20 protein-coding genes are annotated in these 22,885 nt (G+C 61.8%); 14 read left to right on the top strand and 6 right to left on the bottom strand.

The features are described 5' to 3' along the window. Positions 1 to 216 precede the first annotated feature (216 nt). Genes D3P04_RS21610 through D3P04_RS21630 form a run of 5 tightly spaced genes read left to right on the top strand, consistent with a single transcriptional unit; the run spans position 217 to position 5,874 of the window. The gene (locus D3P04_RS21610; RefSeq protein WP_119751954.1) at positions 217 to 1,176 is read left to right on the top strand and encodes a nucleoside hydrolase; all 960 of its coding nucleotides are present in this window, start codon (positions 217 to 219) and stop codon (positions 1,174 to 1,176) included. Further along, complete coding sequence (locus tag D3P04_RS21615; RefSeq protein ID WP_119751955.1) at positions 1,176 to 2,156, top strand: nucleoside hydrolase; 981 nt, start codon at positions 1,176 to 1,178, stop codon at positions 2,154 to 2,156. The genes D3P04_RS21610 and D3P04_RS21615 overlap by 1 nt, the downstream gene beginning before the upstream one ends. Then, positions 2,153 to 3,130 (top strand): ABC transporter permease, encoded by a 978-nt coding sequence (locus D3P04_RS21620; protein WP_119751956.1) that lies wholly within the window; start codon positions 2,153 to 2,155, stop codon positions 3,128 to 3,130. Before D3P04_RS21615 ends, D3P04_RS21620 begins: the two co-directional genes overlap by 4 nt. Then, on the top strand, positions 3,127 to 4,062 hold the full coding sequence (locus tag D3P04_RS21625; protein WP_119751957.1) for an ABC transporter permease: 936 nt from the start codon (positions 3,127 to 3,129) through the stop codon (positions 4,060 to 4,062). The genes D3P04_RS21620 and D3P04_RS21625 overlap by 4 nt, the downstream gene beginning before the upstream one ends. Before the next feature lie 3 nt (positions 4,063 to 4,065). Next, a complete protein-coding gene (locus tag D3P04_RS21630; RefSeq protein WP_119751958.1) occupies positions 4,066 to 5,874 on the top strand; it encodes an ABC transporter ATP-binding protein in 1,809 nt (602 codons plus the stop codon). Between the two features lie 101 nt (positions 5,875 to 5,975). Here D3P04_RS21630 and D3P04_RS21635 read toward each other — a convergent pair whose 3' ends face one another. From D3P04_RS21635 to D3P04_RS21665, 6 genes are all read right to left on the bottom strand, one after another. Next, positions 5,976 to 6,608 carry a HupE/UreJ family protein gene (locus D3P04_RS21635; RefSeq protein ID WP_147391971.1) on the bottom strand — a complete coding sequence of 211 codons (633 nt, stop codon included), beginning with the start codon at positions 6,606 to 6,608 and terminating at the stop codon, positions 5,976 to 5,978. After that, positions 6,563 to 7,363 (bottom strand): DUF4198 domain-containing protein, encoded by an 801-nt coding sequence (locus D3P04_RS21640; protein WP_119751960.1) that lies wholly within the window; start codon positions 7,361 to 7,363, stop codon positions 6,563 to 6,565. Before D3P04_RS21640 ends, D3P04_RS21635 begins: the two co-directional genes overlap by 46 nt. A gap of 6 nt (positions 7,364 to 7,369) precedes the next feature. After that, positions 7,370 to 7,768 carry a c-type cytochrome gene (locus D3P04_RS21645; protein ID WP_220475388.1) on the bottom strand — a complete coding sequence of 133 codons (399 nt, stop codon included), beginning with the start codon at positions 7,766 to 7,768 and terminating at the stop codon, positions 7,370 to 7,372. 1 nt (position 7,769) lies between these two features. Next, positions 7,770 to 8,843 carry a DUF4331 family protein gene (locus D3P04_RS21650; RefSeq protein ID WP_119751961.1) on the bottom strand — a complete coding sequence of 358 codons (1,074 nt, stop codon included), beginning with the start codon at positions 8,841 to 8,843 and terminating at the stop codon, positions 7,770 to 7,772. Between the two features lie 176 nt (positions 8,844 to 9,019). After that, positions 9,020 to 9,853, bottom strand: coding sequence for an alpha/beta hydrolase family protein (locus D3P04_RS21655; RefSeq protein WP_119751962.1), 834 nt, complete (start codon positions 9,851 to 9,853; stop codon positions 9,020 to 9,022). 205 nt (positions 9,854 to 10,058) lie between these two features. Beyond that, positions 10,059 to 11,060, bottom strand: a complete 1,002-nt coding sequence (locus D3P04_RS21665) for a substrate-binding domain-containing protein (protein WP_119751990.1) — start codon at positions 11,058 to 11,060, stop codon at positions 10,059 to 10,061. A 155-nt stretch (positions 11,061 to 11,215) separates the two neighbouring features. On the opposite strand from D3P04_RS21665, the gene D3P04_RS21670 reads away from it, so the two are divergent. From D3P04_RS21670 to D3P04_RS21710, 9 genes are all read left to right on the top strand, one after another. Next, positions 11,216 to 12,556, top strand: a complete 1,341-nt coding sequence (locus D3P04_RS21670; RefSeq protein WP_119751964.1) for a uracil-xanthine permease family protein — start codon at positions 11,216 to 11,218, stop codon at positions 12,554 to 12,556. Then, positions 12,556 to 13,953: an amidohydrolase family protein gene (locus tag D3P04_RS21675; protein ID WP_119751965.1), complete on the top strand. Its 1,398-nt coding sequence runs from the start codon at positions 12,556 to 12,558 to the stop codon at positions 13,951 to 13,953. The genes D3P04_RS21670 and D3P04_RS21675 overlap by 1 nt, the downstream gene beginning before the upstream one ends. Beyond that, on the top strand, positions 13,950 to 14,660 hold the full coding sequence (locus D3P04_RS21680; protein WP_119751966.1) for a sulfite exporter TauE/SafE family protein: 711 nt from the start codon (positions 13,950 to 13,952) through the stop codon (positions 14,658 to 14,660). The genes D3P04_RS21675 and D3P04_RS21680 overlap by 4 nt, the downstream gene beginning before the upstream one ends. Before the next feature lie 151 nt (positions 14,661 to 14,811). Beyond that, positions 14,812 to 17,223, top strand: coding sequence for a GcvT family protein (locus D3P04_RS21685; protein ID WP_119751967.1), 2,412 nt, complete (start codon positions 14,812 to 14,814; stop codon positions 17,221 to 17,223). Positions 17,224 to 17,333: 110 nt separating this feature from the next. Beyond that, positions 17,334 to 18,008 carry a TetR/AcrR family transcriptional regulator gene (locus D3P04_RS21690; RefSeq protein WP_119751991.1) on the top strand — a complete coding sequence of 225 codons (675 nt, stop codon included), beginning with the start codon at positions 17,334 to 17,336 and terminating at the stop codon, positions 18,006 to 18,008. Continuing rightward, positions 18,005 to 19,255, top strand: coding sequence for a sarcosine oxidase subunit beta family protein (locus D3P04_RS21695; protein ID WP_119751968.1), 1,251 nt, complete (start codon positions 18,005 to 18,007; stop codon positions 19,253 to 19,255). The genes D3P04_RS21690 and D3P04_RS21695 overlap by 4 nt, the downstream gene beginning before the upstream one ends. A 13-nt stretch (positions 19,256 to 19,268) precedes the next feature. Further along, a complete protein-coding gene (locus D3P04_RS21700) occupies positions 19,269 to 19,535 on the top strand; it encodes a sarcosine oxidase subunit delta (protein ID WP_119751969.1) in 267 nt (88 codons plus the stop codon). Further along, the gene (locus D3P04_RS21705; RefSeq protein WP_119751970.1) at positions 19,532 to 22,384 is read left to right on the top strand and encodes a 2Fe-2S iron-sulfur cluster-binding protein; all 2,853 of its coding nucleotides are present in this window, start codon (positions 19,532 to 19,534) and stop codon (positions 22,382 to 22,384) included. Before D3P04_RS21700 ends, D3P04_RS21705 begins: the two co-directional genes overlap by 4 nt. Further along, positions 22,377 to 22,880: a hypothetical protein gene (locus D3P04_RS21710; RefSeq protein WP_119751971.1), complete on the top strand. Its 504-nt coding sequence runs from the start codon at positions 22,377 to 22,379 to the stop codon at positions 22,878 to 22,880. Before D3P04_RS21705 ends, D3P04_RS21710 begins: the two co-directional genes overlap by 8 nt. Positions 22,881 to 22,885: the final 5 nt, after the last annotated feature.

The following is a 22,885-nucleotide window of genomic DNA, read 5'->3' on the forward strand; positions in this document are numbered from 1 at the left end:
AACGCCGGTTATTTGCGTCCCGCGATGACCGGGGGCCAACCCCCGGACCCCCGAGGTATTTGGACAAAGAAGAAGGAGGCGGGGAAAGAAAGCGAATTGGGGCACGCGCAACATGCTCTGGGTCGAGCCTCCTGCCGGAAACGACTCATTACCAAGCCATCTGCCCGCCGGTGTTCCGGCGGTCTGTCGAATATCAGTCTTGTCGGGAAGAACGGAATGACTGCGATACCGATCATCATTGACTGCGACCCGGGCATTGACGATTCCATTGCCCTTCTCACGGCATTCGTGTCGCCCGAGCTGGATATTCTTGGGATCACGCCGGTTTCCGGCAACCAGCCCTTGCCGCAGGCACTGCGAAATACGCTGCAAATCTGCGAGTTGGGCGGGCGGAATGATATCCCGGTCTTTCCGGGCTGCACCCGGCCGCTTCTGCGCGAGCCGATCTATGGTCAGTTTCACGGCGATACCGGTCTGGGCAACACCCGGCTGCCGGAACCGGTAAAACCTCCCGAGACAATCGGTGCGGTCGATTTCCTGATCGACCGGCTGACTCTGGCCGCCGATGCCGGGCATGGGATCACACTGTGCTGTCTTGGCCCGCTGACGAATATCGCCATGGCGCTGCGGATCGATCCGCGGATCGCGGCCGGTATCGAGCGGGTCGTGATGATGGGCGGCGCCTATCGCGAGCCGGGTAACCGCACCATGACGGCCGAGTTCAACATGCTGGTCGACCCCCATGCGGCGCATGTGGTGTTTTCCAGCGGGATCCCGATCGTGGCGCTGTCGCTGGACGCGACGCATCAGGTTATCCTCGGACCCGAGCATGTCAGCCAATTCGCCCGTGTCAGCGGCCGCATCGCGGACAGGCTGGCCGAGTTGATGGCGTTCTGGGACCGCAATCAGGTGGAACGCTACGGCTCGCGGGGGGGGCCGTTGCATGATCCGCTGGTCATTGCCTGGCTGCTTGCCCCCCGGCTTTTCCAGACCCGCCGCGCAAGGGTCTTCGTCGAATATGAAAGCGAATTATGCATGGGCCAGACCATCGCCGACTGGTATGATAAATCCGGGCAGGAACCGAATGCCGATATCGTCACGCAGGTGGATGCCGAAGGGGTCATCGCCTTCTTTCTTGACCGTCTGTCGCGCTATGCCGCCAAGGGTGTCGCCTGATGGCGGTCGAGATCATCATCGATACGGATCCGGGCGTCGACGATGCCGCTGCCATCCTGCTGGCGCTGGCGTCCCCCGAGCTGGCGGTTCTGGGCGTGACCGTGGTCGCAGGAAATGTCGGTCTGGAAGCCAGCGTCCGCAATGCCTGCAAGCTGCTGACGCTGGCCGGACGGCGTGACATTCCCGTTCATGCCGGTGCTTCCCGGCCATTGCTGCGCGATCAGGTCATGGGAAAATACGCCCATATCGGTGTGTTTCCCGATCAGATCGTACCGCCAACGGATCTTTTGCCGCGACAGGTTTCGGCGATCTCCTTCATCGCCGATCAGGCCCGCCTCGCCATATCCGAGGGACGGCGGATCACCATCTGTGCGATCGGGCCGCTGACCAATATCGCGCTGGCCCTGCGTCTTGATCCCGATATCGCGCAGGGAATCGACCGGATTGCGATCATGGGCGGGACCTTCGCTACGCCCGGCCATCGCATGCCATGGTCGGAATACAACATTCTTGCCGACCCCCATGCCGCCGCAATCGTCTTCGCATCGGGGGTGCCGCTGATATTGTTCCCGCTGGACGTGACCCTGCAGGCGCTGTTCACGCAGACGGATCTTGCGGAACTGGAGGCGGCGAATGGCCCTGCCGGCCGGGCGTTGGCGGGCTTGTTGCGAAGCTTTGACCGCAGCGACATTCAGCGCTATGGCCGCCCCGGCGGCCCGATCCATGACGCGATGACGATCGCGTTTCTCCTGCAGCCCAGGCTTTTCACCGGCAGCGATGCCGCTATAGGGGTCACGCTTTGCGGACCCACCGCAGGGCAGACCTGGATGGATCCCTATGGCAAATCCGGGCTGCCGCCGAATGCGGTCGTCATGCGCGAGGTTGACGAAGCAGCATACCGGCGGCTTGTCACAACCCGTATCGCGCGCATTGGCGCGGCGCCCCACCCGATACCCGAAGGAAGGAAGATCAAGGCATGAGCAGTTATCTTCTAAGCCGTATTCTTCAGGCCATCATGACATTGATCGTCATGTCCGTTCTGGTCTTTGTCGGTCTGTACATGATCGGCAATCCGGTCGATGTGTTGCTTAGCCCTTCGGCGACGCCTGCCGAACGGCTGGAGATCATTCAGGCATTCGGTCTGGACCGTCCCGTATGGGAGCAATATTTCCTGTTCGTCTCGAAAGCGCTGACGGGCGATCTTGGCAATTCCTTCGTCTTCAACCAGCCCGCGCTGGATCTGATCCTGCAACGCATGCCCGCCACGCTGGAACTGGCTTTTGCGGCACTTCTGATGGCCCTGGTGATCGGCATCCCGCTGGGCATTCGGGCGGGGCTGCGGCCGGATGGCCTTGTCTCGAAATCGATCATGACCTTTTCGATCCTAGGCTTCAGCCTTCCGACCTTCTGGATCGGGTTGATCATGATCCTGATCTTCAGCGTGCAGCTTGGCTGGCTGCCCGCTTCGGGCCGGGGCGATACCGTCGACATTTTCGGCGTGCCGGTCAGCTTTCTGACGCTGAACGGCTGGTCACATCTGATCCTGCCAGCCTTCAACCTTGCCCTGTTCAAGATCTCGCTTGTGATCCGCCTGACCCGTGCCGGTGTGATGGAGGTGATGCAGCTTGATTTCGTGCGCTTCGCCCGGGCCAAGGGCCTGACCGAGCACCGGATCCTGCGTGTACATGTGCTGAAGAACACCCTTATCCCGCTGATTACCGTCATCGGGCTGGAGCTTGGCTCGCTGATCGCCTTCGCGGTCGTGACCGAAACAATCTTTGCCTGGCCCGGCATGGGCAAACTGATCATCGACGCAATCGCGGTGCTCGATCGTCCGGTGATCCTCGCTTATCTGATGATCACGGTGATCATGTTCAGCCTCATCAACCTGCTGGTGGACATCCTCTATTCGGTCGTCGATCCGCGAGTCCGTCTTGAAGGAGCTTCGCGATGACCCGTTCCACCCAACTCCAGGCCTCGGTGCATGAACCAGCCGGAGCCCTGCCCCCTTCCGGAATCTCGCCGTTCTGGCGCACGATCGGAGCCCTGCTGCGCAATCCGCTGGCACTGACGGGGCTGATCATCGTCGGCCTGCTGGTGCTTGTCGCCCTGATTGCACCGCTGGTCGCTCCGCAGAACCCATATGATCTGGGTCAGCTCGACATCATGGACGGTCGTCTGGCGCCGGGATCCGAAAGCATGACCGGCATGACCTATCTGCTGGGCACGGACGATCAGGGACGCGATCTGTTCAGCGCCATTCTGTATGGGCTGCGGACCTCGATCCTGGTGGGTATCGTCAGCGCGGCAATCGCGCTGTTGATTGGAGCCGGTATCGGGCTGATCAGCGCCTATGCCGGCGGCCGGACCGATGCGGTGCTGATGCGGATCGTCGATATCCAGCTGAGTTTTCCGGCCATTCTGATCGCCCTGATCCTGCTGGCCGTTCTGGGGCAAGGGGTCGACAAGATCATCATCGCTCTGGTCGTCACGCAATGGGCCTATTACGCGCGGACGGTGCGCGGCTCGGCGCTGGTGGAAAGCAAGCGCGCCTATATCGATGCCGCGCGGTCGATGGCCCTGCCGGATCGCCGCGTCATCATCCGCCATATCCTGCCGAATTGCCTGCCGCCCCTGATCGTCGTCGCCACGATGCGCGTGGCCTATGCGATCATGCTGGAGGCGACGCTGTCATTCCTGGGGATCGGCCTGCCGGTGACCGAGCCTTCGCTGGGCCTGCTGATCTCGAACGGTTTCGATTACATGATGTCGGGCGATTACTGGATCAGCGTCTTCCCGGGGCTGACCCTGTTACTTCTGATCGTGGGGATCAACCTGATCGGCGATGCCCTGCGCGATATCCTCAATCCCCGGCGGGAGGGCTGATCCATGTCCAATCCGATACTTTCGATTTCGGGCCTGACCACCTCATTCAGGACTGGCGGGCAGTGGCGCGATGTCATCCGCGATATCAGCTTCGATATCGGGCCGCGGGAAACCGTCGCCGTCGTCGGGGAATCCGGTTCCGGGAAAAGCGTGACCGCGATGTCTGTGATGCGGCTTCTGGGCGGCAATGCGCGGTCCTCGGGACGGATCGGTTTCGACGGGCACGACCTGCTGTCTCTGCCGGTGGAGGAGATGCAGAAGATACGCGGCAACCGGATCGGCATGATCTTTCAGGAGCCGATGACCTCACTGAATCCGGTGCTGAAGATCGGCGACCAGATCACCGAGGTTCTGATGCAGCATCGCGGGCTTGACCACGCAACCGCCACGACCGAAGCGGTCCGTCTGCTGGACAAGGTCCGCATCCCTTCGGCCAGGGCGCGGCTGGGCGAATATCCCATGAATTTCTCGGGTGGGATGCGTCAGCGCGTGGTGATCGCCATCGCGCTGGCATGCGAACCGAAACTGCTGATCGCGGACGAGCCGACCACGGCGCTGGACGTGACGATCCAGGCCCAGATTCTGGAACTGATCAAGACCCTCCAGCAGGAAGAGGGCATGTCGGTTCTGTTCATTACCCACGATATGGGCGTGGTGGCCGAGATTTCGGATCGCACCGTGGTCATGTATCGCGGTGATATCGTCGAGACCGACACGACCCGGCAGATCTTCCGCAAGGCCTCCCACCCCTATACGCGCGCCCTGCTGTCGGCGGTGCCGCAGCTTGGCTCGATGGCAGGCCAGCCGCGGCCATTGCGCTTTCCGGTGGTTGACATGAAAACCGGCGAGATCGCGCCGGTGCCGCCAACGGCCGACACGGTTCGCCATGATATCGCGCCGGTGCTGAAGGTCGAACATCTCATCACCCGATTCCCGGTGCGCAAGGGCATATTGCGGCGTATTGCCGGACGGGTTCATGCCGTCGAGGATATCTCCTTCGATCTGCATGCCGGGGAAACCCTGTCACTGGTAGGCGAATCCGGTTGCGGAAAATCCACGACCGGACGTTCTCTGATCCGCCTTGAAAAGATGACCTCGGGCCGGGTGCAGATCGACGGGAAGGAAGTGGCCAAGGCCAACCAAGGAAGTCTGGCCGAAATCCGGCGCGAGGCGCAGATGATCTTTCAGGACCCGTTTGAAAGTCTCAATCCACGAATGCGTGTGGGTCAGGCGATTGCGGAACCCATGATCGCGCATGGCCTTGCCAGCTCTTCCGAAGCGATCAGTCGCGCCGGAACCCTGCTGGAACAGGTCGGATTGTCGGCGGCGATGGCCGACCGGTTCCCGCATGAATTTTCCGGCGGCCAACGGCAGCGGGTCTGCATCGCCCGCGCGCTTGCGCTGGACCCCAAGCTGATCGTCGCCGATGAATCGGTTTCGGCGCTGGATGTGTCGATCAAGGCGCAGGTGATCAACCTGATGCTGGATTTGCAGGAAAGGCTGGGGCTGGGCTATCTTTTCATCAGCCACGACATGGCGGTCGTAGAGCGGATCAGCCATCGCGTGGCGGTGATGTATCTGGGCGAAATCGTCGAGATAGGTCCGCGCCAATCGGTGTTCGAAAACCCGCAGCATGATTATACCCGCAGGCTGATGGCCGCCGTTCCGATTGCCGATCCGGCGCGACGCCAGACGCGCCGCATCGTGGACAGCGAAATCAAAAGCCCGTTCCGCGCGGCTGATTACCAGCCACCCAAACGCCGGTATCGCGAGGTCAGTCCGGGGCATTTCGTGCAACTGGCGATGGAATAATGCATCAGCCGCGCGTTCATCACGGAAAGATGCAAATATCTGCCCACGAAGCCGAACCGGTTCATCCCTGATCCGATCCGGCAATTGCCCGGGCTGAACATTTATATCAAAAGCCATATCCCAAAGAGCGCTGCGGACATACCGGCGATTCGCACCGCCCTCTTGCCGGGCTGCGACTTGATCGCAAAATGGACAGTGATCAGGCCCAAAATATGCAGTGCCGCCGTCGTCGACAGAAAACCAGCCGTATACAGCGCCTTGTTGCTCTCGACCGGCATTTCGTAGCCATGCAGATAGCCATGCGAGATACCGAAAATGGCAATCGCGGGCGCGGCAAACGGCGCCGGCATCTTCTGGTTCAGAGCAATGGCCAGACCAAGCAGCAACACCGATAGCGCAACACCGGTTTCCGTATAGGGCAGGTCGATCAACTCGTAGCCGATGACACCGCCGACGGCCATAAACGCCACGAAGACCGTAGGGATAAGCCAGACGGCGCGCCCGCCAAGCTGGGCGCTCCACGCGCCCACGGCGATCATTGCAACCATATGATCCATACCGCTCAGTGGATGCAGCCAGCCCGCACGACCTTCATCCACATGCGCCAGTGCTGGGTTCGCCATCGCAAGTGCAGAAATGGTATAGGGGAAGATGGTGGCAATTGCCGATTGGCCCCGGCAGGATTTCGTCATGGGTTCACCTCGAATGTCAGGGATGTCCAGATACTCTCCCAATCGGCATCCGGGGTTGTCGACGGCGCGATATCAACAGCGTAAAGCATCCACATGCCACCCGCCGGAAATTCCAGACGGGCGTTTCCGTTCATATCCGTTCGCGTATGCAAGGTTGTTTCAGAATCGCGCAATCCCGCGACGACCTGTGTGTCAGCCAAAGGCCGGCCGTTCCGCAGCACGCGGACAACGAAAGGTTCGCCAGCAGAGTAGCGCAGCGGGTCCGTCAGCGGAACCAGTTCGAAAGGCAGGTTCAATAGCCGGTCGAACCCGTCCGAATTGTCGCCGACCAACACAAGGGTTTTGACATTTCGCCGAAAACGCTCTCGTGCCGAAGCAGTTTTGAGGCCGAACTTCCTGCGGATTTCCAGCGCATCGTCCAAACCTTCCTCGGCAAGATAGGCCTCGAATTTTTCACCCGACAGTTCCGCGCTATGCGGATAACTGGTCATGACGGCAAAATTCGCGCCGGAAACCGTGGCTTTGTAATGTCCGACCGGACGAAGATTCTCTCGCCCGGCGATCGGTGTTCTTTGCACGCCGTCATCCAGTTCGAAACGCGAAATCAGCGTTGTTGTGTCGCGTTGCATGGATTCGCCGGGCCAGCGGGGTCCGATCCTCAGATCGAAAACGACACGCTCGCCGGGCTGGACATGCCCTTCCACCGGCACGACCCAGAACGCATGCGCCCAGACCGTCGCGACGGTTCCGCAGTACAGAACGATCGCCTGAAATATTATCCGACAAAAATGGAACATGGCGCGCTACTTCAATGTCATGAGATAGGCTATGACGTCAGCCCTCTGCTGCGGATCGTCCAGCGACACATACATCTTCGATCCGAGAACGAAATCATCCGGGTCGCCGAGCCAGTCGAACAGGCTATCTGCGGTCCAGACGATATCCGACATGCCAAGCGCCGGCGAATAGTCGTAACCTTCGACCTTTCCGGCGGCACGACCGAAGACGCCACGATGAGCCGGGCCGACCAGATTGTTGTCGGGAGAATGACAGGAAGAACAGATTTGCGCATAGATCTGCGATCCACGCTGCGAAATTCCGGTATAACCCTTGACCTCGATCGTTTCCGACGCGGATGCAATCGGCATGATGCCGACGAAAGCGGCCATCAGACTGGCCGGCAGCACGTTATCAAACCGCATGTCAGCCTGCTGATACCGGGATGATATAGGGAAAACTGTCCGTATACAGTCCGGGATTTTCAATTTTCTGATCCGTCGGCTCACCGATCAGAAGCGTCAGCATGACCGACATCGCATCGGCATCAAGCGGCCGGCCATTCAGGGTTTCGGTCGTAAAGACCGCATCGCTGCCCGGCTTGTAGCGCTGCACATTGGGAACCAGCCGATCCGTTGTCTCATCCGCATAGGCGAAAGGCGCCTTCTGCGAGTTCGCAAAGGCCGCCGATCGCGCGATCCGCGCCGCCATGATACTGCGAAACTCTTCCTGACTTGTGGGGCGGGTTCGGGCGTAGGCCGATTTCAGCACCTCGCTTTCAAACAGCGTTATATGGGCAACCAGAGGCAGCCCGACATATTGCGCCTGCTCCCATACGCCATCGTTTCGATAGGCGGATGTCGAGAAAACCCTGATATCTCCGTCTCCAAGCAATGTATTGGGAATCTCAGCCACGATCGGGGCACAGATTCGCCCCGAAAAGATATTCTGGCCGGATGCTTTTCCCCACAGCTCGGGGTCATAGCTGCCTTGGGCCTGCTGCGCACGGAATATTCCCAATGCGGGTGAATTTCCGAAGAACGGATCCTTCGCCAGCCCGGCCAAGATCCGGATTCCATTATCAAAAGTTACGTCCTGGCCAACGGTTACAGCACCAATTTCTGCACCTGTGGCACCGACATCGCCATTGGGATGATCAAGAAGATATGCCTTCCCCTTGAGACCGTCAAAAGTGAAACTCAGGGTCATACCCTTGTCGTATTCGTCATTCAGCGCAAGATGGATATTGTACAGCGCATCCCTGTGATAAGGGTTCTTTCCGTCCATATCCGGCTGCGAATTCACATCGATGATCACGACCGTATGGTCCCGCGCGGGATTCGGGAAGACATACATGTCAGTGATGTTAAGATCGGGCGTATCGCGCACCAGCATCGTTTCAAAATGATTGCTGGCCAAAGCGCCCCCGGCAATCATTCCATTGCCCAACAATAAAACCGCACTCGACAAAAGTACTGAGCGTCGCGAGACACTTGTCATATTGAATTCCTTACACAACAAAACAATCGTTACATGGCTTTGAAAATATATAAGCCGTTGTTAATCCATATCGATCCACTGCAGAAAATGTCAAGTCCCCGTATGGGCCAACGGGGATGACAGACGCGGGTTCCGGAAAACCGCGCCTCGTGTGCCCATTTCCGCTAGAGGGCAGCTTACAGCGTTTCCCGGAAACGCTGTACCGTCGCCTCGATTACCTCGACTGCCTTCGAGCGGCTGGGCGTATAGACATGGTATATATGATCCGCGCCTTCGATCGCCAGCGCCTTCTTGTCGGTGCCCGCCGCCGCCTCCATCATCGGCGTAACATATTGCCGGTAAAAATCATCCTCGCCATTGATCATCATGAAAGGTCCCGGATAAGCGGCCAGAGCTTCAAGCAGATCATGGGCGAAAAGACTGTCGAAGAAATCCTTCTTCAGGGCCATGGTGCGCCACCCCAGATCAAGGCCCACGATCCCCTCTTCGGCCGCACGGTCAAAGGCTTTCTGCCCCAGACTGTCCAGCATGTCGGCGACATAATCGCCCACCGGCGACCATACCACCACCGATTTGATCGTCTGCGGTCTTGCCGCCGCCAGCTCGATCGCCGCGCCGCCGCCGAAGGAAAAGCCCACAGTGCCGATCCGTTCGGGATCCACGCCCTTGGTCGACATGAGCGCCTCGAGACCGATCAGCGCGTCCTCATTCTGCCGGTCAAGCGTGAACGCGCCGGTATCTCCGCTTGATTTTCCGAAACCCCGGAAATCGAACCTGAGCGAGGCAATACCATTCTCGGCCAGGATCTCTGCGCTGTCGACATAGATATTGCCGATTTCGTGACGGTCCGCGCCAAGGCCATGCAGCAAAAGCACCGCAGGAAAAGGCCCTTCGCCTTCAGGCATGCTGAGCGTGGCGGCAATGCCCCGATCCAGCGTCAGATCCGTTTCCCCGGCCAGAGAAGGTGATGCGAAGCAAAGGGCGATGACGAGCAGAACGGAACGGCGCATGATCCTGAACCTTTTTCATGCAATGCGGCGACGTTGCCTGTTTACCGATCCGGGGGTCAAGTACGGCATTGGTGTGACGCGGAAGGTCAGTATGCCGGCGATCCCGCCTTGCTTCCGGGTGACCGCGCGTGACGGCCGATACCGGCAAGGCCGTGACAGCGGGCAGCCACGCCTGCGAGGACGGCACCACGCCGAATGGCCGCTTTTATCCTGACGCCTCCGACGACTGCCTGACGATCAGCTTGGGCAGCTCGGCCGTGACCATGCGGCTTGTGCCGTCGATGCGGTCAAGCAGCAGATGAACCGCTTCCTCGGCGATCGTCGGCAAATATAGATCCACGGCGGTCAGCGGAGGCTGGGACAGCTTGGCTCGAAGCCCGTCATAGCGGGTCACGATGCGCAACTGGCCGGGCATCGTCCTGCCCAGTTCCCGCGCCGCGCGCACCGCACCGCTGGCAAAAGCGTCGATTGCAGCGAATATGCCGTCAATTGCGGGATTCGCATGCAGCAGGCGCAGCGTTTCGCGATAGGCGATCTCTTCGCCCTCGTCTTCGTTCATACGGAGCATCGGAGACAGCCATTGGCGGCTTGCAACGAACTCGTCATAAGCCGCCTCGCTTTCGATCTGGCTGGTCCGGGACGACGCACCGATCAGCGCTGCGATCTGACGGCAGCCCTGCTCTGCGAGATGCGTCAACAGCAACTGCGCCGTTTCGCGCGAGCGAATGTCGACAGCCGGTATGTCGGGACGCCCCGGCACCGTCCCGATTGAGACGATCGGCGTCTTGCGCTGCTCGAAATGGGCCACCAGCGGGTCGTCGCGCATCGGCTCTACCAGAATTACCCCGTCGAAACCCGCCGAACCATAGCTTTGTGCCGATGGGTGCGGCGGGATCAGGCACAGCGCAAGGTCGCGCGTCAAAGCCGACATTGCCGCAGAGGCGGCGATCTCCATCAGGAATCCAAGCCTCGACGGACCCGCGGCCACCGCGAAGGGCATTGACGATGCCAATGCGATCGTCCCCGTCCGCCCACTGCGCAGTGCCCGAGCCATGCTGCTGGGATGATAACCGATCTGATCTGCAAGCGTCTGAATCCGCTTGCGGGTTTCCGGATCGACATGACGGCGGCCGCTGAACGCATGCGACACGGTCGTCACCGAGACCCCGGCCGCCTTCGCAAGATCCGAAATGGTCGGTTTGCCCAATATGCCCTCATTCACCTGTTTCCCCCTGCTACGCTAGCAGCATCGCCCACAAACGCAACAAAACGATTTGCACGAATCGTAAATCATGCTATCGCTCCCGTTAAGCAAAACGATTTGCATAAAAGCAAACACGCAATCAGCAACAGGGAAAGCTCATGATCTCCAAATCAAAAAACCTTGCCCCGCCCGATCCCGTCGATGAGATTCTGCCGGTCAGGGATCTGATCCTTTACGGCTTCCAGCACGTGCTGGTCATGGCCGCGTCGCCGATCACCGCAGTCTTTCTGGTGGCCCAGACCCTGGGCTTCGATCCGGCACTGACCGTATCGATCATCAGCGCGACTTTCCTTGTCTGCGGGCTCGGCTCGATCTTGCAAAGCTTCGGGCCTGCGGGTTTCGGCGCGCGCCTTCCCTTCATCATGGTTCCGGGCGGCGCTCCGATCGCGATCTTTCTGGCCATCGCCAGCCAGACCGATGTGCAAACCGCCGTTGGCGCCGTGCTGATGACCGGAGTCTTCTATTTCGCCGCGCTGCCGGTCTTTCGCCGCCTGCTGCGCTTCTTCCCGCCGATCGTGGTCGGCACCATGCTGCTGCTGGTCGCGGTGAATCTGGTCAAGATATATGGCGGCACGATCACCGGCAGACCGGGCAGCGAAGGTTTCGCCGATCCGATGAATATCGGGCTGGCGCTGGCGACCATCGCGATGACGGTGATCTTCTCCCGCGTGTTCACCGGCACATTACAGCGCATATCGGTAATGCTGGGACTGATCGCCGGAACATTGCTGGCGGCGGCGCTTGGCAGGCTGGACATGTCCGGCGTGATGCAGGGATCGTTCATCGCGGTGCCACATCTGTTTCCGTTCGGAATGCCGAAATTCGACATCATCGCCTCACTGCCGCTGATCGTCTTCTCGATCATCTCGATGGCCGAGGCGACCGGCCAGACCATCGCCACGGCAGAGATCGTGGACCGCAAGGGCGACGCTCATGCCATCGTGCCGCGCACCATTCGCGGCGATGCGGTGGCCTCGGTCGTGGGTGGCATATTCGGCACCTCATTGATCATCACCTCGGGCGAGAATGTGGGCATCGTCCGCGCGACCGGTGTGCGGTCGCGCTATGTGACCGCCATGGCGGGGGTGATCCTTGTCGTCATCGCATTGATCGCGCCGGTCTCGCGGATGGCCAGCGTTCTGCCCGGCCCGGTCGTCGGAGGCACCGCCATCATCGTCTTCTCGATCATCGGCGTGATCGGCATCCATGTCCTCAGCCGCGTCGATCTGCGCGAGCACGGCGCGATGTTCACGCTGGCGTCGGGGCTTGCCATGGGGCTGATGCCGATTCTGGTCCCGGACGTCTACAGCCAGTTTCCGCAATGGTCGCGAATGATTCTTGGCAACGGGCTTGCAATGGGCACGATCACGGCGGCGGTGGTCAATGCCCTGTTTCAGTTCAACACACCAAAACCTGCCGATACCAAGGAACATGCCTGATGACCGACCTGCGCCAAAGCTTCGCCTCGACCGACAACCTGATCGTTGCGCCGGGCCGCCTGCTGATCGAGGACGGCCCCCGGCCCGGAATGGCGGTGCTGCTGCGCAAAGGTCGCTTTGCCGAAATCGCCGAGGCGGCGGAACTGCAGGCCCGCCACCCCGAACTGAAAACAGTGGCGTTGCCCGACCATCTGATGATGCCGGGCTTCATCGATACGCATACCCATCTGACGCAATCGCTGGGCAAGTCGCTGGTCTTCGGCGAGCCGTCCGAGATCTTCCGCCGTATCTGGGTGCCGCTGGAAGGCAGTCTTGACGAGCATATGGTCTATCTTTCATCGAAACTGGCGGCGCTGGAATGCCTGCGGGGCGGCTTCACCAGTGCCGTCGATGCCGGAACCCGGTCGGCAGGTCATCTCGGCAAACTCGTCGATGCCGCGCGCGAGGCCGGATTGCGACTGGTCGTGGCCCGGATCTGCAACGATCTGGGGGGCGCGGCCGTCGTGCCCGATCCGGACCAGATCCTGCGCATGGCCAAGGCGCATCTGGCGGCCTATCAGGACGATCCGCTGATCCATCCATCGCTGGCCATCTCGATCCCCGAGGCAGCCAGCGACAGGATGCTGCACGACATCTCGGCCATGGCGGCAGCGGCGGGCGTCACCTTTCAGACCCATGTGAACGAGCATCTCGTGGCGGTCGAGCGCTCGCTGGTCGCGAATGGCCGCCGTCCGCTGGAGCATCTGGCCCATATCGGCGCGCTTGGGCCGCAGACGCTGATCGCGCATTCGACGCTGATCACGCCGTCCGAACTGAACCTGCTGCGCGATACCGGCACCGCCGTGGCCTATAACCCGGTCGCCTCGGTCTGGAAGGGCAATGCGGTCGCGCCCGCGCTGCAGATGCAGGCGCTTGGCATTCGTTTCGGGCTGGGAACCGATGGCACCCGGGCCGACGGTTTCAGGCTGATGGATGCGGCCGAGACGTTGCAGCGCGCGACCTATGGCCTTGCCTCGGGCGACAGTTCCTGTGGCGGCGGCTGGTTATGGCTTGATGCGGCAACACGGATGGCCGCGGATGCAAGCGGGCTTGCCGCCGTGACGGGCCGCATCGCCGAAGGGCTGGCCGCCGATTTTCTGCTGGTCGATCTGGCCCGGCCCGAATTCACGCCCTCGCATGATCTGAGCTGGGAATTGGTGCGCTACGGAAACCGTGACCAGATCGATGCGGTCTTCACCAATGCCCGGTTGCGGATGGTCCGGGGCTGGCCGGTGGACTGGGACGCCCGTGCCCTGATGGAAGAGATCCGCGAACTTGCCGCCCCGGCCATTGCCGCCGCACCGATCCAGCGCATCCACCCCACTGCCGACAGCCTGATCGCGGCGAGGCCGGCATGAGCTTTTTCGCATTCGTCGGATTGTCGCTGCTGGTCGGCCTCTCTGCCTTTGTCCAGGGCGCGGTCGGCATCGGTTTCGCACTGATCATGGCACCCGTCTTCGGCTTCGTCGACGCCAGCTATCTGCCGGTCACGTTGCTGATCCTGATGCTGCCGCTGAACTTCCTTGTCGCCTGGAGAGAGCGGGTCGCGATCGATAGGCGCGGCACAGGCTGGATCACCTTTGGCCGGTTCTTCGGAACCTTCCTTGGCATGGCGGTGCTGATCGCGCTGTCGGTGCGGCAGCTTGAGATTGCGGTGGGCCTGCTGACCATTCTTGCCGCCGTCGCAGCACTTCTTGCGCCGCCCTTCACGCCAAGCCCTCCGGCCTCTCTAGGCGTGGGGCTGTTCACCGGCGTCACCGAAACGGCGACCGGGATCGGCGGCCCGCCCCTTGCTCTGCTTTACCAGCACGCACCGGGCCCGGTCCTGCGGTCGACCGTGGCGGCCTGCTTTCTGGTCGGCGAGGTGATCTCGCTGGTCATCCTGATGATCGTGGGACGGATCGGACAGGATCAGGTTCTGGCAGCGCTGTACCTGATCCCGGCGGTCCTGATCGGCAGCGCGCTGTCCCGAAGAGTCCATGCGCATATCAACGGCCCGGCATTGCGGCTGGCGGTGCTGATCTTCTCGATCGTCAGCGGTGCCGCACTGATCCTGAAAGGCTGAATGCGACAGCAGTTTTCACCCGTTCAAAGGGTTAACCCCGTTCCGGGACCGAGGCGGCGCATTCCGCTCCCCATGCCTTGCGCAAAAATCTCTAGACATAAGTGTCCACACTAATTACCGTCGACGATACGGGCCAGATCGGGAGCGCAGCATGAAGCCGGAATATCGTGTCGTGGTGATCGGAGGCGGCGTCGTCGGAGCCTCTGTCCTGTATCATCTGGCCAAGTTCGGCTGGACCGATATCTGTCTGGTAGAACGATCCGTCCTGACCGCGGGATCCAGCTGGCATGCCGCCGGCGGCTTTCACGCCCTGAACGCCGATCCGAACATTGCGGGCCTGCAATCCTATACCATCAACCTGCTCTCCGAGATCGAGAAGGAAAGCGGTCAGTCGGTCGGCATGCACATGACCGGCGGGATGACCCTTGCAGGAACGCCGGACCGGTGGGATTGGCTGCAATCGGCTTACCGGGTGTTCCAGTCGATCGGCATCGATGACGTGCATCTGATCACGCCGGAAGAGGTCGGCAAACGGTGTCCGGTCATCTCGACCCACGGCATCCTTGGCGGCATGTTCGCCGAGCGCGAGGGCTATGTCGACACTACCGGCACAGTGCATGCCTATGCCGGGGCCGCAAAGAAGCGGGGCGCCGAAATCATCGAGCACAACCGGGTGCTGGAGCTTCAGCAGACCGCCGAAGGCTGGAACGTGGTCACCGAGAAAGGCACGATCCGCTGCGAACATGTGGTCAATGCCGCCGGCCTCTGGGCCAAGCAGGTCGGGCGCATGGCCGGGATCGAACTGCCGGTCAGCCCGCTGGCGCATCACTATCTGCTGACCGAAACCATCCCCGAGATCGCCGCCCTGGAAAAAGAGATGCCGCTGGTCGTGGATCTCGAGGGCTTCACCTATATGCGGCAGGATCAGAAAGGGATGCTGCTCGGCATCTACGAGATCGATCATCAGCACTGGATGATGGATGGCGCACCCTGGAATTACGGCATCGAGCTTCTGCAGGAAGACCCCGACCGGATCGAGAACGAACTCCGGCTTGGCTTCGAACGCTATCCCGTCCTGCAGAAGGCTGGTGTGCGCAACTGGGTCAACGGCGCATTCACGTTCTCGCCCGATGGCAACCCGCTGGTCGGGCCGGTGCGCGGCAAGCGTGGCTACTGGTGTGCCTGTGCCGTCATGGCCGGTTTCCTGCAAGGTGGCGGCGTGGGCAAGAGCCTTGCGGAATGGATGATCCACGGAGAGCCCGAGGCGGATGTCTTCGGCATGGATGTGGCGCGCTATGGCGATTTTGCCGCGAACAGGCGCTATATCAAGGAAACGACCGGCCAGTTTTACTCCCGCCGCTTCATCATGACCTACCCGAACGAACAACTGCCGGCCGGGCGGCCGCTGAAAATGCCGGGAGCCTATTCCGACATGACCGCGGCAGGCGCCCGCTGGGGCGCAAGCTATGGGCTGGAACTGCCGCTCTATTTCGCCCCCTCGCCGGATTTCAAGGAAAAGCCGACGCTCAGGCGCTCCAACGCCTTCCCGATCGTGGCGCAGGAATGCAAGGCGGTGCGCGAGGCGGTGGGCCTGCTCGACATCTCGGGTTTTTCCCGCTTCGAGGTGACGGGTCCCAAGGCCGAAAACTGGCTGAACCGGGTGATGGCATCGGAACTGCCGGAAGCCGGGCGCGCAAGGCTTGCACCGATGCTCGGCAAGACGGGCAAGCTCAAGGGCGATCTGACCGTGTTCAACTGGGGAGCGGGAATCTGGTGGATCATGGGATCCTACTATTTGCGCGAATGGCATATGCGATGGTTCGAGGATCAGATATCCGATGGCGTCACGGTCAGGGATATCTCGGACGCGACGACCGGCTTTGCGCTTGCGGGGCCGAACAGCCGAAAGGTTCTGGAACAGCTGACGGATGGTCCGATCGCCGATCTGCCCTTCATGGGCTGTGGCGGTTTCGATATCGGGCTGATCCGGGCGCGGGTCGGACGGCTGTCGGTTTCGGGCGAACTGGGATACGAATTCCACTGCGCCGCCGCAGAACATGCCGTCTTGCGCCGGAGTTTGCTGGATGCAGGGGCAAAGCTGGGCCTGCGGGAGATAGGCTACAATGCGATGCTGTCTTTGCGTCTAGAGAAATCCTTCGGGATCTGGTCGGCCGAGTTCACGCAGGGCTATACCCCGGCGCAGACCGGGCTGGACCGATGGATCGACTGGAAGAAGGGCGATTTCATCGGCCGCGACGCCGCATTGAAAGAACGTGACGGCGGGGGACCCGCACAGCAGATCGTCACCCTGGAAATCGAGGCGGACGATGCCGATGCCAGTGGCTACGAGCCCGTCTGGAAGGATGGCAGGCGCGTTGGCTTCATCACCTCGGGCGGATACGGGCACACCCTTGGCAAATCGCTGGCCATGGCCCTTCTCGATCGTGACTGCACGGCCGAGGGCACCCGGCTTGCCACCCATATCGTAGGGGCCGAGCGCCCCGCGAGGGTAATCGCTCCTTCGCCCTACGATCCCGAAGGGAAGGCGATGCGCGGCGCATGACGGGGCGGTGTCGGGCTTCCGGGCAATCCGGCCGCGTCACTTCACGGTTTCAGTCACGTCAGCCGGTCTGGTAAGGCGGAAGCGCAACGCAAGCGGAAATGGATGTTTACATGGTCGGCACGGAATTGAAGCGGAACAGGGACGCTGACGACAGCGGCAAGACCGCCCTGCCCGGGAATGTAAAGGTGACCAAGGAGGATTGGCTGAACCTGGCGATGGACCTTCTGGTCAGTCATGGCGTCTCCGAGGTCAAGGTGCAGGTGATCGGCAACCGCCTAGGCGTTTCCCGCTCCAGCTTCTACTGGTATTTCAAGAGCCGCGAAGACCTGCTCAACCAACTCCTCGCGAAATGGGAGCAGACGAATACCGGGGTGCTGATCCGTTACAGCGAGCTGAAGGCCGCGACGATCACCGAGGCGGTCACCAATTTCTTCCGTTCCATCGTCGCGCCGGGCGGCTTCGACCACCAGCTGGATTTCGCCGTGAGGGAATGGGCCCGCCGTGACAAGGCGGTCCGGCAGGTGATCGACCGCAGCGACTCCGCGCGCCACGAGGCGCTCATGCGGATGTATGAGCGCTTCGGCTATCCCTCCGCAGAGGCCGATATCCGCGCCCGCGTCCTTTATTACCAGCAGATCGGCTATTACGCGCTCGAACTGTCCGAAACGCTGGAAGAGCGGCTCGCGCGCGTCGAGGGCTATCTGTATTGCTTCACGGGCGTGCAGCCATCCCGCAATGAGGTCGAGGCATTTTTCGAATTTGCCCGAAATCCGGGACGAACATGAAACGATATTCCGCCTTCTCCCTCTTCACCGAAGGGCTGCGCGGGCATCGCGGCTGGACTCCTGCATGGCGCAAGGCCACGCCGCAGCCGGGCTATGACGCGATTATCGTAGGCGGCGGCGGTCATGGGCTTGCGACCGCCTATTACCTGGCGAAAAACCATGGCGTCCCGCGCGTGGCCGTGCTGGAGAAAGGCTGGATCGGCGGCGGCAATACCGGCCGCAATACCACGGCCATCCGTTCGAACTATTTCTATCCTGAAAGCGTCGCGCTCTATGATCTGGCACTGCGTCTCTACGAAGGGCTCTCGCAGGCACTGAATTACAACATCATGCTCAGCCAGCGGGGCATGCTGATCGCCGCGCATACCCCCACGCAGATGGAGATCTGCGCAAGGATCGCCAATGCCATGCAACTGAACGGGGTCGATGGCGAGTTGATCGGAGCCGAAGAGGCATTGCAAAGGGTGCCGCTGCTCAACCGGACCGCGGATGCCCGTTACAATTGCATGGGCGGCGTGTGGCAACAGCGTGCCGGCATCGCCCGGCATGACGCCGTCGCCTGGGGCTATGCCCGCGCCGCCAGCGCCTTGGGGGTGGACATCATCGAGAACTGTACCGTCACGGATCTGCTGATCGAGTCGGGAAAGATCACCGGCGTTGAAACCGACAAGGGCAGCATCCGCGCCGAGCGGGTGGGCCTTGCCGCCGCGGGCGCGACACCGGGTCTGGCGTCCATGGCCGGGATTCGGTTGCCGATCCATACCTACGCGCTGCAGGCTTTCGTATCCGAACCCGTGAAACCGATGCTGGACACCGTGCTGCTTTATCTGGGAACGGGAACCTATGTTTCGCAATCCGACAAGGGAGAACTGGTCTTCGGCGGGGGCCTCGACCGCGTGCCGACCCACGGCCAGAGAGGCAATCTGCCTGCACAGGAAGCGGTGGTTTCGGGTCTTCTGGAAATGTTTCCGGCCTTCGCCCAGCTAAAACTGCTGAGGCAATGGGCCGGGGTCGTGGATGTAACGCCCGACAGCTCGCCGGTGATCGGCCCCGCGGGGCCCGAGGGGCTTTTTCTCAATTGCGGCTGGGGAACCGGCGGCTTCAAGGCGATCCCCGCCGGCGGCTGGCTGCTGGCTCATCTGCTTGCGACCGGCGGGCATCACGAGATCAGCCGCCCCTTCGACCTCGACCGCTTTGCCCGTGGCCGCCTGATCGACGAGGCGGCAGGTTCGGGCATCGCCCATTGACGGAAGAACCGAGATGCAGATTTTCACCTGCCCTTTCTGCGGCCCCCGCGACGAGACGGAATTCCATTTCGCCGCCGAGGCCGGCAAGAAACGCCCCATACCGGCAGAGACCGTGACAGATGACGAATGGGCCGAGTATCTGTACATGAACAGCGCATCACGCGGTAAGGCGCAAGAGGTCTGGCTGCATGTCACCTGCGGTGAGTTCTTCCTGATGACCCGCGACACCGTCACCCGCGACGTGACCGCGGTCACCTCCTTGCCCGGGAGAAACGCATGAGCGGGTGGCGTCACAGCAGTATTGGCAGCCAGATCGACCGTAATACCCCCCTGCCCTTCACTTTCGATGGCAGGCCGGGCTCCGGTTTTGCAGGTGACACGCCGGCATCGGCGCTGCTGGCCTCAGGCATCCGCGTGCTGGGCCGCAGTTTCAAGTATCACCGGCCACGCGGCCTCTGGGGTATGGGAAACGAAGAGCCCAACGCCATATTCGACGTGACCGAGGATGGCCGGACCACACCGAATGTCCGCTCAACGACGGTCATGCTTCGTCGGAATATGGCGCTTCGTTCGGTGAATACGGCACCGGATGCCGCGCGGGACCGGACGGGAATGCTTGACCTTTTCAACCGCTTCCTGCCCGGAGGGTTCTATTACAAGACCTTCATGGCCTTTGGCTGGATGCGGTGGGAGCCGATGATCCGCCGGATGGCCGGGCTGGGGCGACTCGACCCCGGACACTGCCCGCCCGCCGATATTCCGCAACTCAATGCGCGATGCGACCTGCTGGTCATCGGAGCCGGCCCGGCGGGACTTGCCGCGGCACGGGCCGCCGCACGGAACGGTCGCGAGGTCTGGCTTGTCGACGATGCCCCCGAACCGGGCGGCAGCCTGCGCTGGCGCGGCGGAGCTATCGACGGCGGCGATTGGCGCGAATTTACCCGTGATGCCATCGGCGCGATCATCGCCGCTGGTGGTCGCATTCTGACCGGGACCACCATCTGGGGCGCCTTCGATCACGGGCTCTTTGCGGCATGGGAGCGGCGCGATGGCAGCCCCGATCGGCTATGGCGGATCCGAGCCGCCGAAACCGTGCTGGCGACCGGCGCCATCGAACGGCCGCTGTGGTTCGCCAATAACGACCTGCCCGGAATTCTGTCCGCGGAGGCCGCACTGCACTATCTCTCGCTTTACGGCGCGGTTGCCGGGCGGCGTATCCTGCTCGCCACCGGGAACGATGCCAGCTATCCCGTCGCCGCCGCTCTGGCACAGGCGGGCTGTGATGTCACCCTTGCGGATGCCCGCGCCGATGCGCCCGCCGCTCCGGACGGTGTCAAGCATCTGGGGGCGGCGCGTCTGACACAAGCACATGGCCGGAACTCGGTCGCCGGAGCAGTGGTTGACGGCCGCGTAATCGAGACCGATGCGATTCTGGTCTCGGGCGGCTACACGCCCTCGGTCCATCTGCATTGTCAGGCCGGCGGCAAGCTGGATTGGGACACAGGCTCGGATTCCCTCATTCCCCGCCCGGGCAGTTCGGCGCTGTGGGTCGCAGGCGCGGTCAATGGCAGCTTCGGTCTTGCCCGCGCATTGGCCGAAGGTCATGCAGCAGGCGGCGGAACCGGCCCGGCACCGCGGGCCGCGGCAGGCGATTGGCAGTTTTTCCCGATGCGCCCCGATCCCGACCTGCGCGGGCGGCAATGGATTGACCCGCAAAACGATGTGACGCTCAAGGACGTCAAGCTGGCCGCGCAGGAAGGTTATCGCTCGGTCGAGCATCTGAAGCGCTACACGACGCTCGGCATGGCGACGGATCAGGGCCGCAGCGCGAATTTTGCCGGGCTGGCCACTATGGCGGCGCTTACCGGCCGGACCATCCCCGAAACCGGGACCACCACCTATCGCCCGCCTTTCTCTCCGGTTCCCCTCGGCGTGATTGGCGGATTACGGCGCGGGGACCTGTTCAATGCACCCAAACGCCTTCCGCTGGAAATCGCGCATAAGGCGCGGGGCGCCATGTTCCGGGAATATGGCGGCTGGCTGCGCCCCTCGGTCTACGGAACGGATGACGAAGCCGTGCTGGCCCAGCAAGAGGCCCTTGCCGCACGGAAAAGCGTGGGGCTTTACGATGCTTCCCCGCTGGGCAAGATAGAGGTGATCGGCCCCGGCGCAGCCGAACTGCTGGATTATTGCGGCTATCTGCGTCTCTCGACGCTGAAACCCGGGCGCGCGCGATACGGCTTTGTGCTTGGTGAAACCGGGATCGTGCATGATGACGGCGTGGTTTTCCGTCTTGCAGAGAACCGCTTCGTCGTTTCGGCCTCGTCATCCCATGCCGCAACTGTCCGGATGATTCTGGAAGAGGCGCGGCAAGATGTCTTTGATCCGACGAAAAGCTTTATCCATGATGTCACGGCTGGTTTCGCCACGCTGACCGTAACCGGTCCGAAATCCCGCGACCTTCTGATCGCGGCGAATCTGCCAGAAGCCCTGTATGACGACGCGAACCTGCCGCATATGTCGGTGACGGAGACTTTCTGGAACGGCCACAGCCTCCGCGTCGCACGGGTCAGCTTTACCGGCGACCGCTCTTACGAAGTGACGGTGCCGGCGCGTCACGCCCCGGCTCTTTACAGCGCATTGGAGACCGCCCGACAAGAGGTATCCGGCCGCTGGATCGGCATGGAAGCGGTGATGATCCTGCGCGCGGAAAAGGGCTTTATCCTTGTCGGCAAGGATACCGATGGGCTTACCATGCCGCATGATCTGGGCTGGGAGGCCCCGCGCGAAAAGCGGAAGGACGAATATCTTGGCCGCCGTTCGCTTTTCACGGCAGAGGCAAGGCGCGCGGATCGCCGACAGCTTGTCGGGCTGGAAATCGACGGGGATGCGCCCCTGCCCACGGGGGCGCATCTCGTACCGCTCGAAGGCCAGCGGCGCTCTCTTGGCTTCGTCACATCAAGCTATTTCAGCCCGATCCTCGGCCGCCCGATTGCGCTTGCGCTTGTCGAGGGCGGCCGCAACCGGATTGGAACCGAACTGGGCGTGTTCCATCTGGGCAAGATCGGCCGGGTCAGGATTTGCGACAGCTGTGCATTCGATCCGACATGGGAGAGATTGCATGCGTGAGCGCGACTGGACCAACGCCGCCCCCGAAGCCTGTGACCTGATCGAGGCGCAAGGCGTGACGGTGCGGTGCCTTGCGCCCGGTGGCGCCACGCTGATTTCCGGCGATCTCGATGCAGCCGTAGCGGTTCTTGCCCCCGGCGCGCCGATGATCGGCTTGCTGGAGCAAATCCCCGATGGTCCCTTTGCCCTGCGGATCGCCCGGGACAGGGCGCTGCTTTGCACGCAGGAACCGCTTGATGTCAGCCCCGGCTGGCATGAGATCTTCGCCCTCAGCCCGGCTGACGATCTTTACGTTCCGTTCGAGATTGCGGGAGAAGAAGCCGAGGCTCTGCGCAATAGCTGCATGTCGGCGCAAGCGGGTTCCCTGTCGGCGATGACCCTTTTCGGAGGCAAGGAATGTCTCGTCACCCGTGCGCGTACCGCGATCCGCGTCTGGATCCCCCGGTCCGAGACGGCGGAACTCTGGACACGGCTTCGGGTCTTGTCGGGGGTCTGAATGCG

It is taken from the genome of Paracoccus onubensis, assembly GCF_003591515.1.
GTDB lineage: Bacteria > Pseudomonadota > Alphaproteobacteria > Rhodobacterales > Rhodobacteraceae > Paracoccus > Paracoccus onubensis.

Excerpts from the sequence above, each read along its gene's own strand:
- D3P04_RS21700 (WP_119751969.1), top strand. The coding sequence starts at position 19,269 with ATGCAGATTTTCACCTGCCCTTTCTGCGGCCCCCGCGACGAGACGGAA.
- D3P04_RS21705 (WP_119751970.1), top strand. The coding sequence starts at position 19,532 with ATGAGCGGGTGGCGTCACAGCAGTATTGGCAGCCAGATCGACCGTAAT.
- D3P04_RS21620 (WP_119751956.1), top strand. The coding sequence starts at position 2,153 with ATGAGCAGTTATCTTCTAAGCCGTATTCTTCAGGCCATCATGACATTG.
- D3P04_RS21685 (WP_119751967.1), top strand. The coding sequence starts at position 14,812 with ATGAAGCCGGAATATCGTGTCGTGGTGATCGGAGGCGGCGTCGTCGGA.
- D3P04_RS21695 (WP_119751968.1), top strand. The coding sequence starts at position 18,005 with ATGAAACGATATTCCGCCTTCTCCCTCTTCACCGAAGGGCTGCGCGGG.
- D3P04_RS21640 (WP_119751960.1), bottom strand. The coding sequence starts at position 7,363 with ATGTTCCATTTTTGTCGGATAATATTTCAGGCGATCGTTCTGTACTGC.
- D3P04_RS21675 (WP_119751965.1), top strand. The coding sequence starts at position 12,556 with ATGACCGACCTGCGCCAAAGCTTCGCCTCGACCGACAACCTGATCGTT.
- D3P04_RS21645 (WP_220475388.1), bottom strand. The coding sequence starts at position 7,768 with ATGCGGTTTGATAACGTGCTGCCGGCCAGTCTGATGGCCGCTTTCGTC.
- D3P04_RS21680 (WP_119751966.1), top strand. The coding sequence starts at position 13,950 with ATGAGCTTTTTCGCATTCGTCGGATTGTCGCTGCTGGTCGGCCTCTCT.
- D3P04_RS21610 (WP_119751954.1), top strand. The coding sequence starts at position 217 with ATGACTGCGATACCGATCATCATTGACTGCGACCCGGGCATTGACGAT.
- D3P04_RS21655 (WP_119751962.1), bottom strand. The coding sequence starts at position 9,853 with ATGCGCCGTTCCGTTCTGCTCGTCATCGCCCTTTGCTTCGCATCACCT.
- D3P04_RS21670 (WP_119751964.1), top strand. The coding sequence starts at position 11,216 with ATGATCTCCAAATCAAAAAACCTTGCCCCGCCCGATCCCGTCGATGAG.
- D3P04_RS21650 (WP_119751961.1), bottom strand. The coding sequence starts at position 8,843 with ATGACAAGTGTCTCGCGACGCTCAGTACTTTTGTCGAGTGCGGTTTTA.
- D3P04_RS21710 (WP_119751971.1), top strand. The coding sequence starts at position 22,377 with ATGCGTGAGCGCGACTGGACCAACGCCGCCCCCGAAGCCTGTGACCTG.
- D3P04_RS21690 (WP_119751991.1), top strand. The coding sequence starts at position 17,334 with ATGGTCGGCACGGAATTGAAGCGGAACAGGGACGCTGACGACAGCGGC.
- D3P04_RS21615 (WP_119751955.1), top strand. The coding sequence starts at position 1,176 with ATGGCGGTCGAGATCATCATCGATACGGATCCGGGCGTCGACGATGCC.
- D3P04_RS21625 (WP_119751957.1), top strand. The coding sequence starts at position 3,127 with ATGACCCGTTCCACCCAACTCCAGGCCTCGGTGCATGAACCAGCCGGA.
- D3P04_RS21630 (WP_119751958.1), top strand. The coding sequence starts at position 4,066 with ATGTCCAATCCGATACTTTCGATTTCGGGCCTGACCACCTCATTCAGG.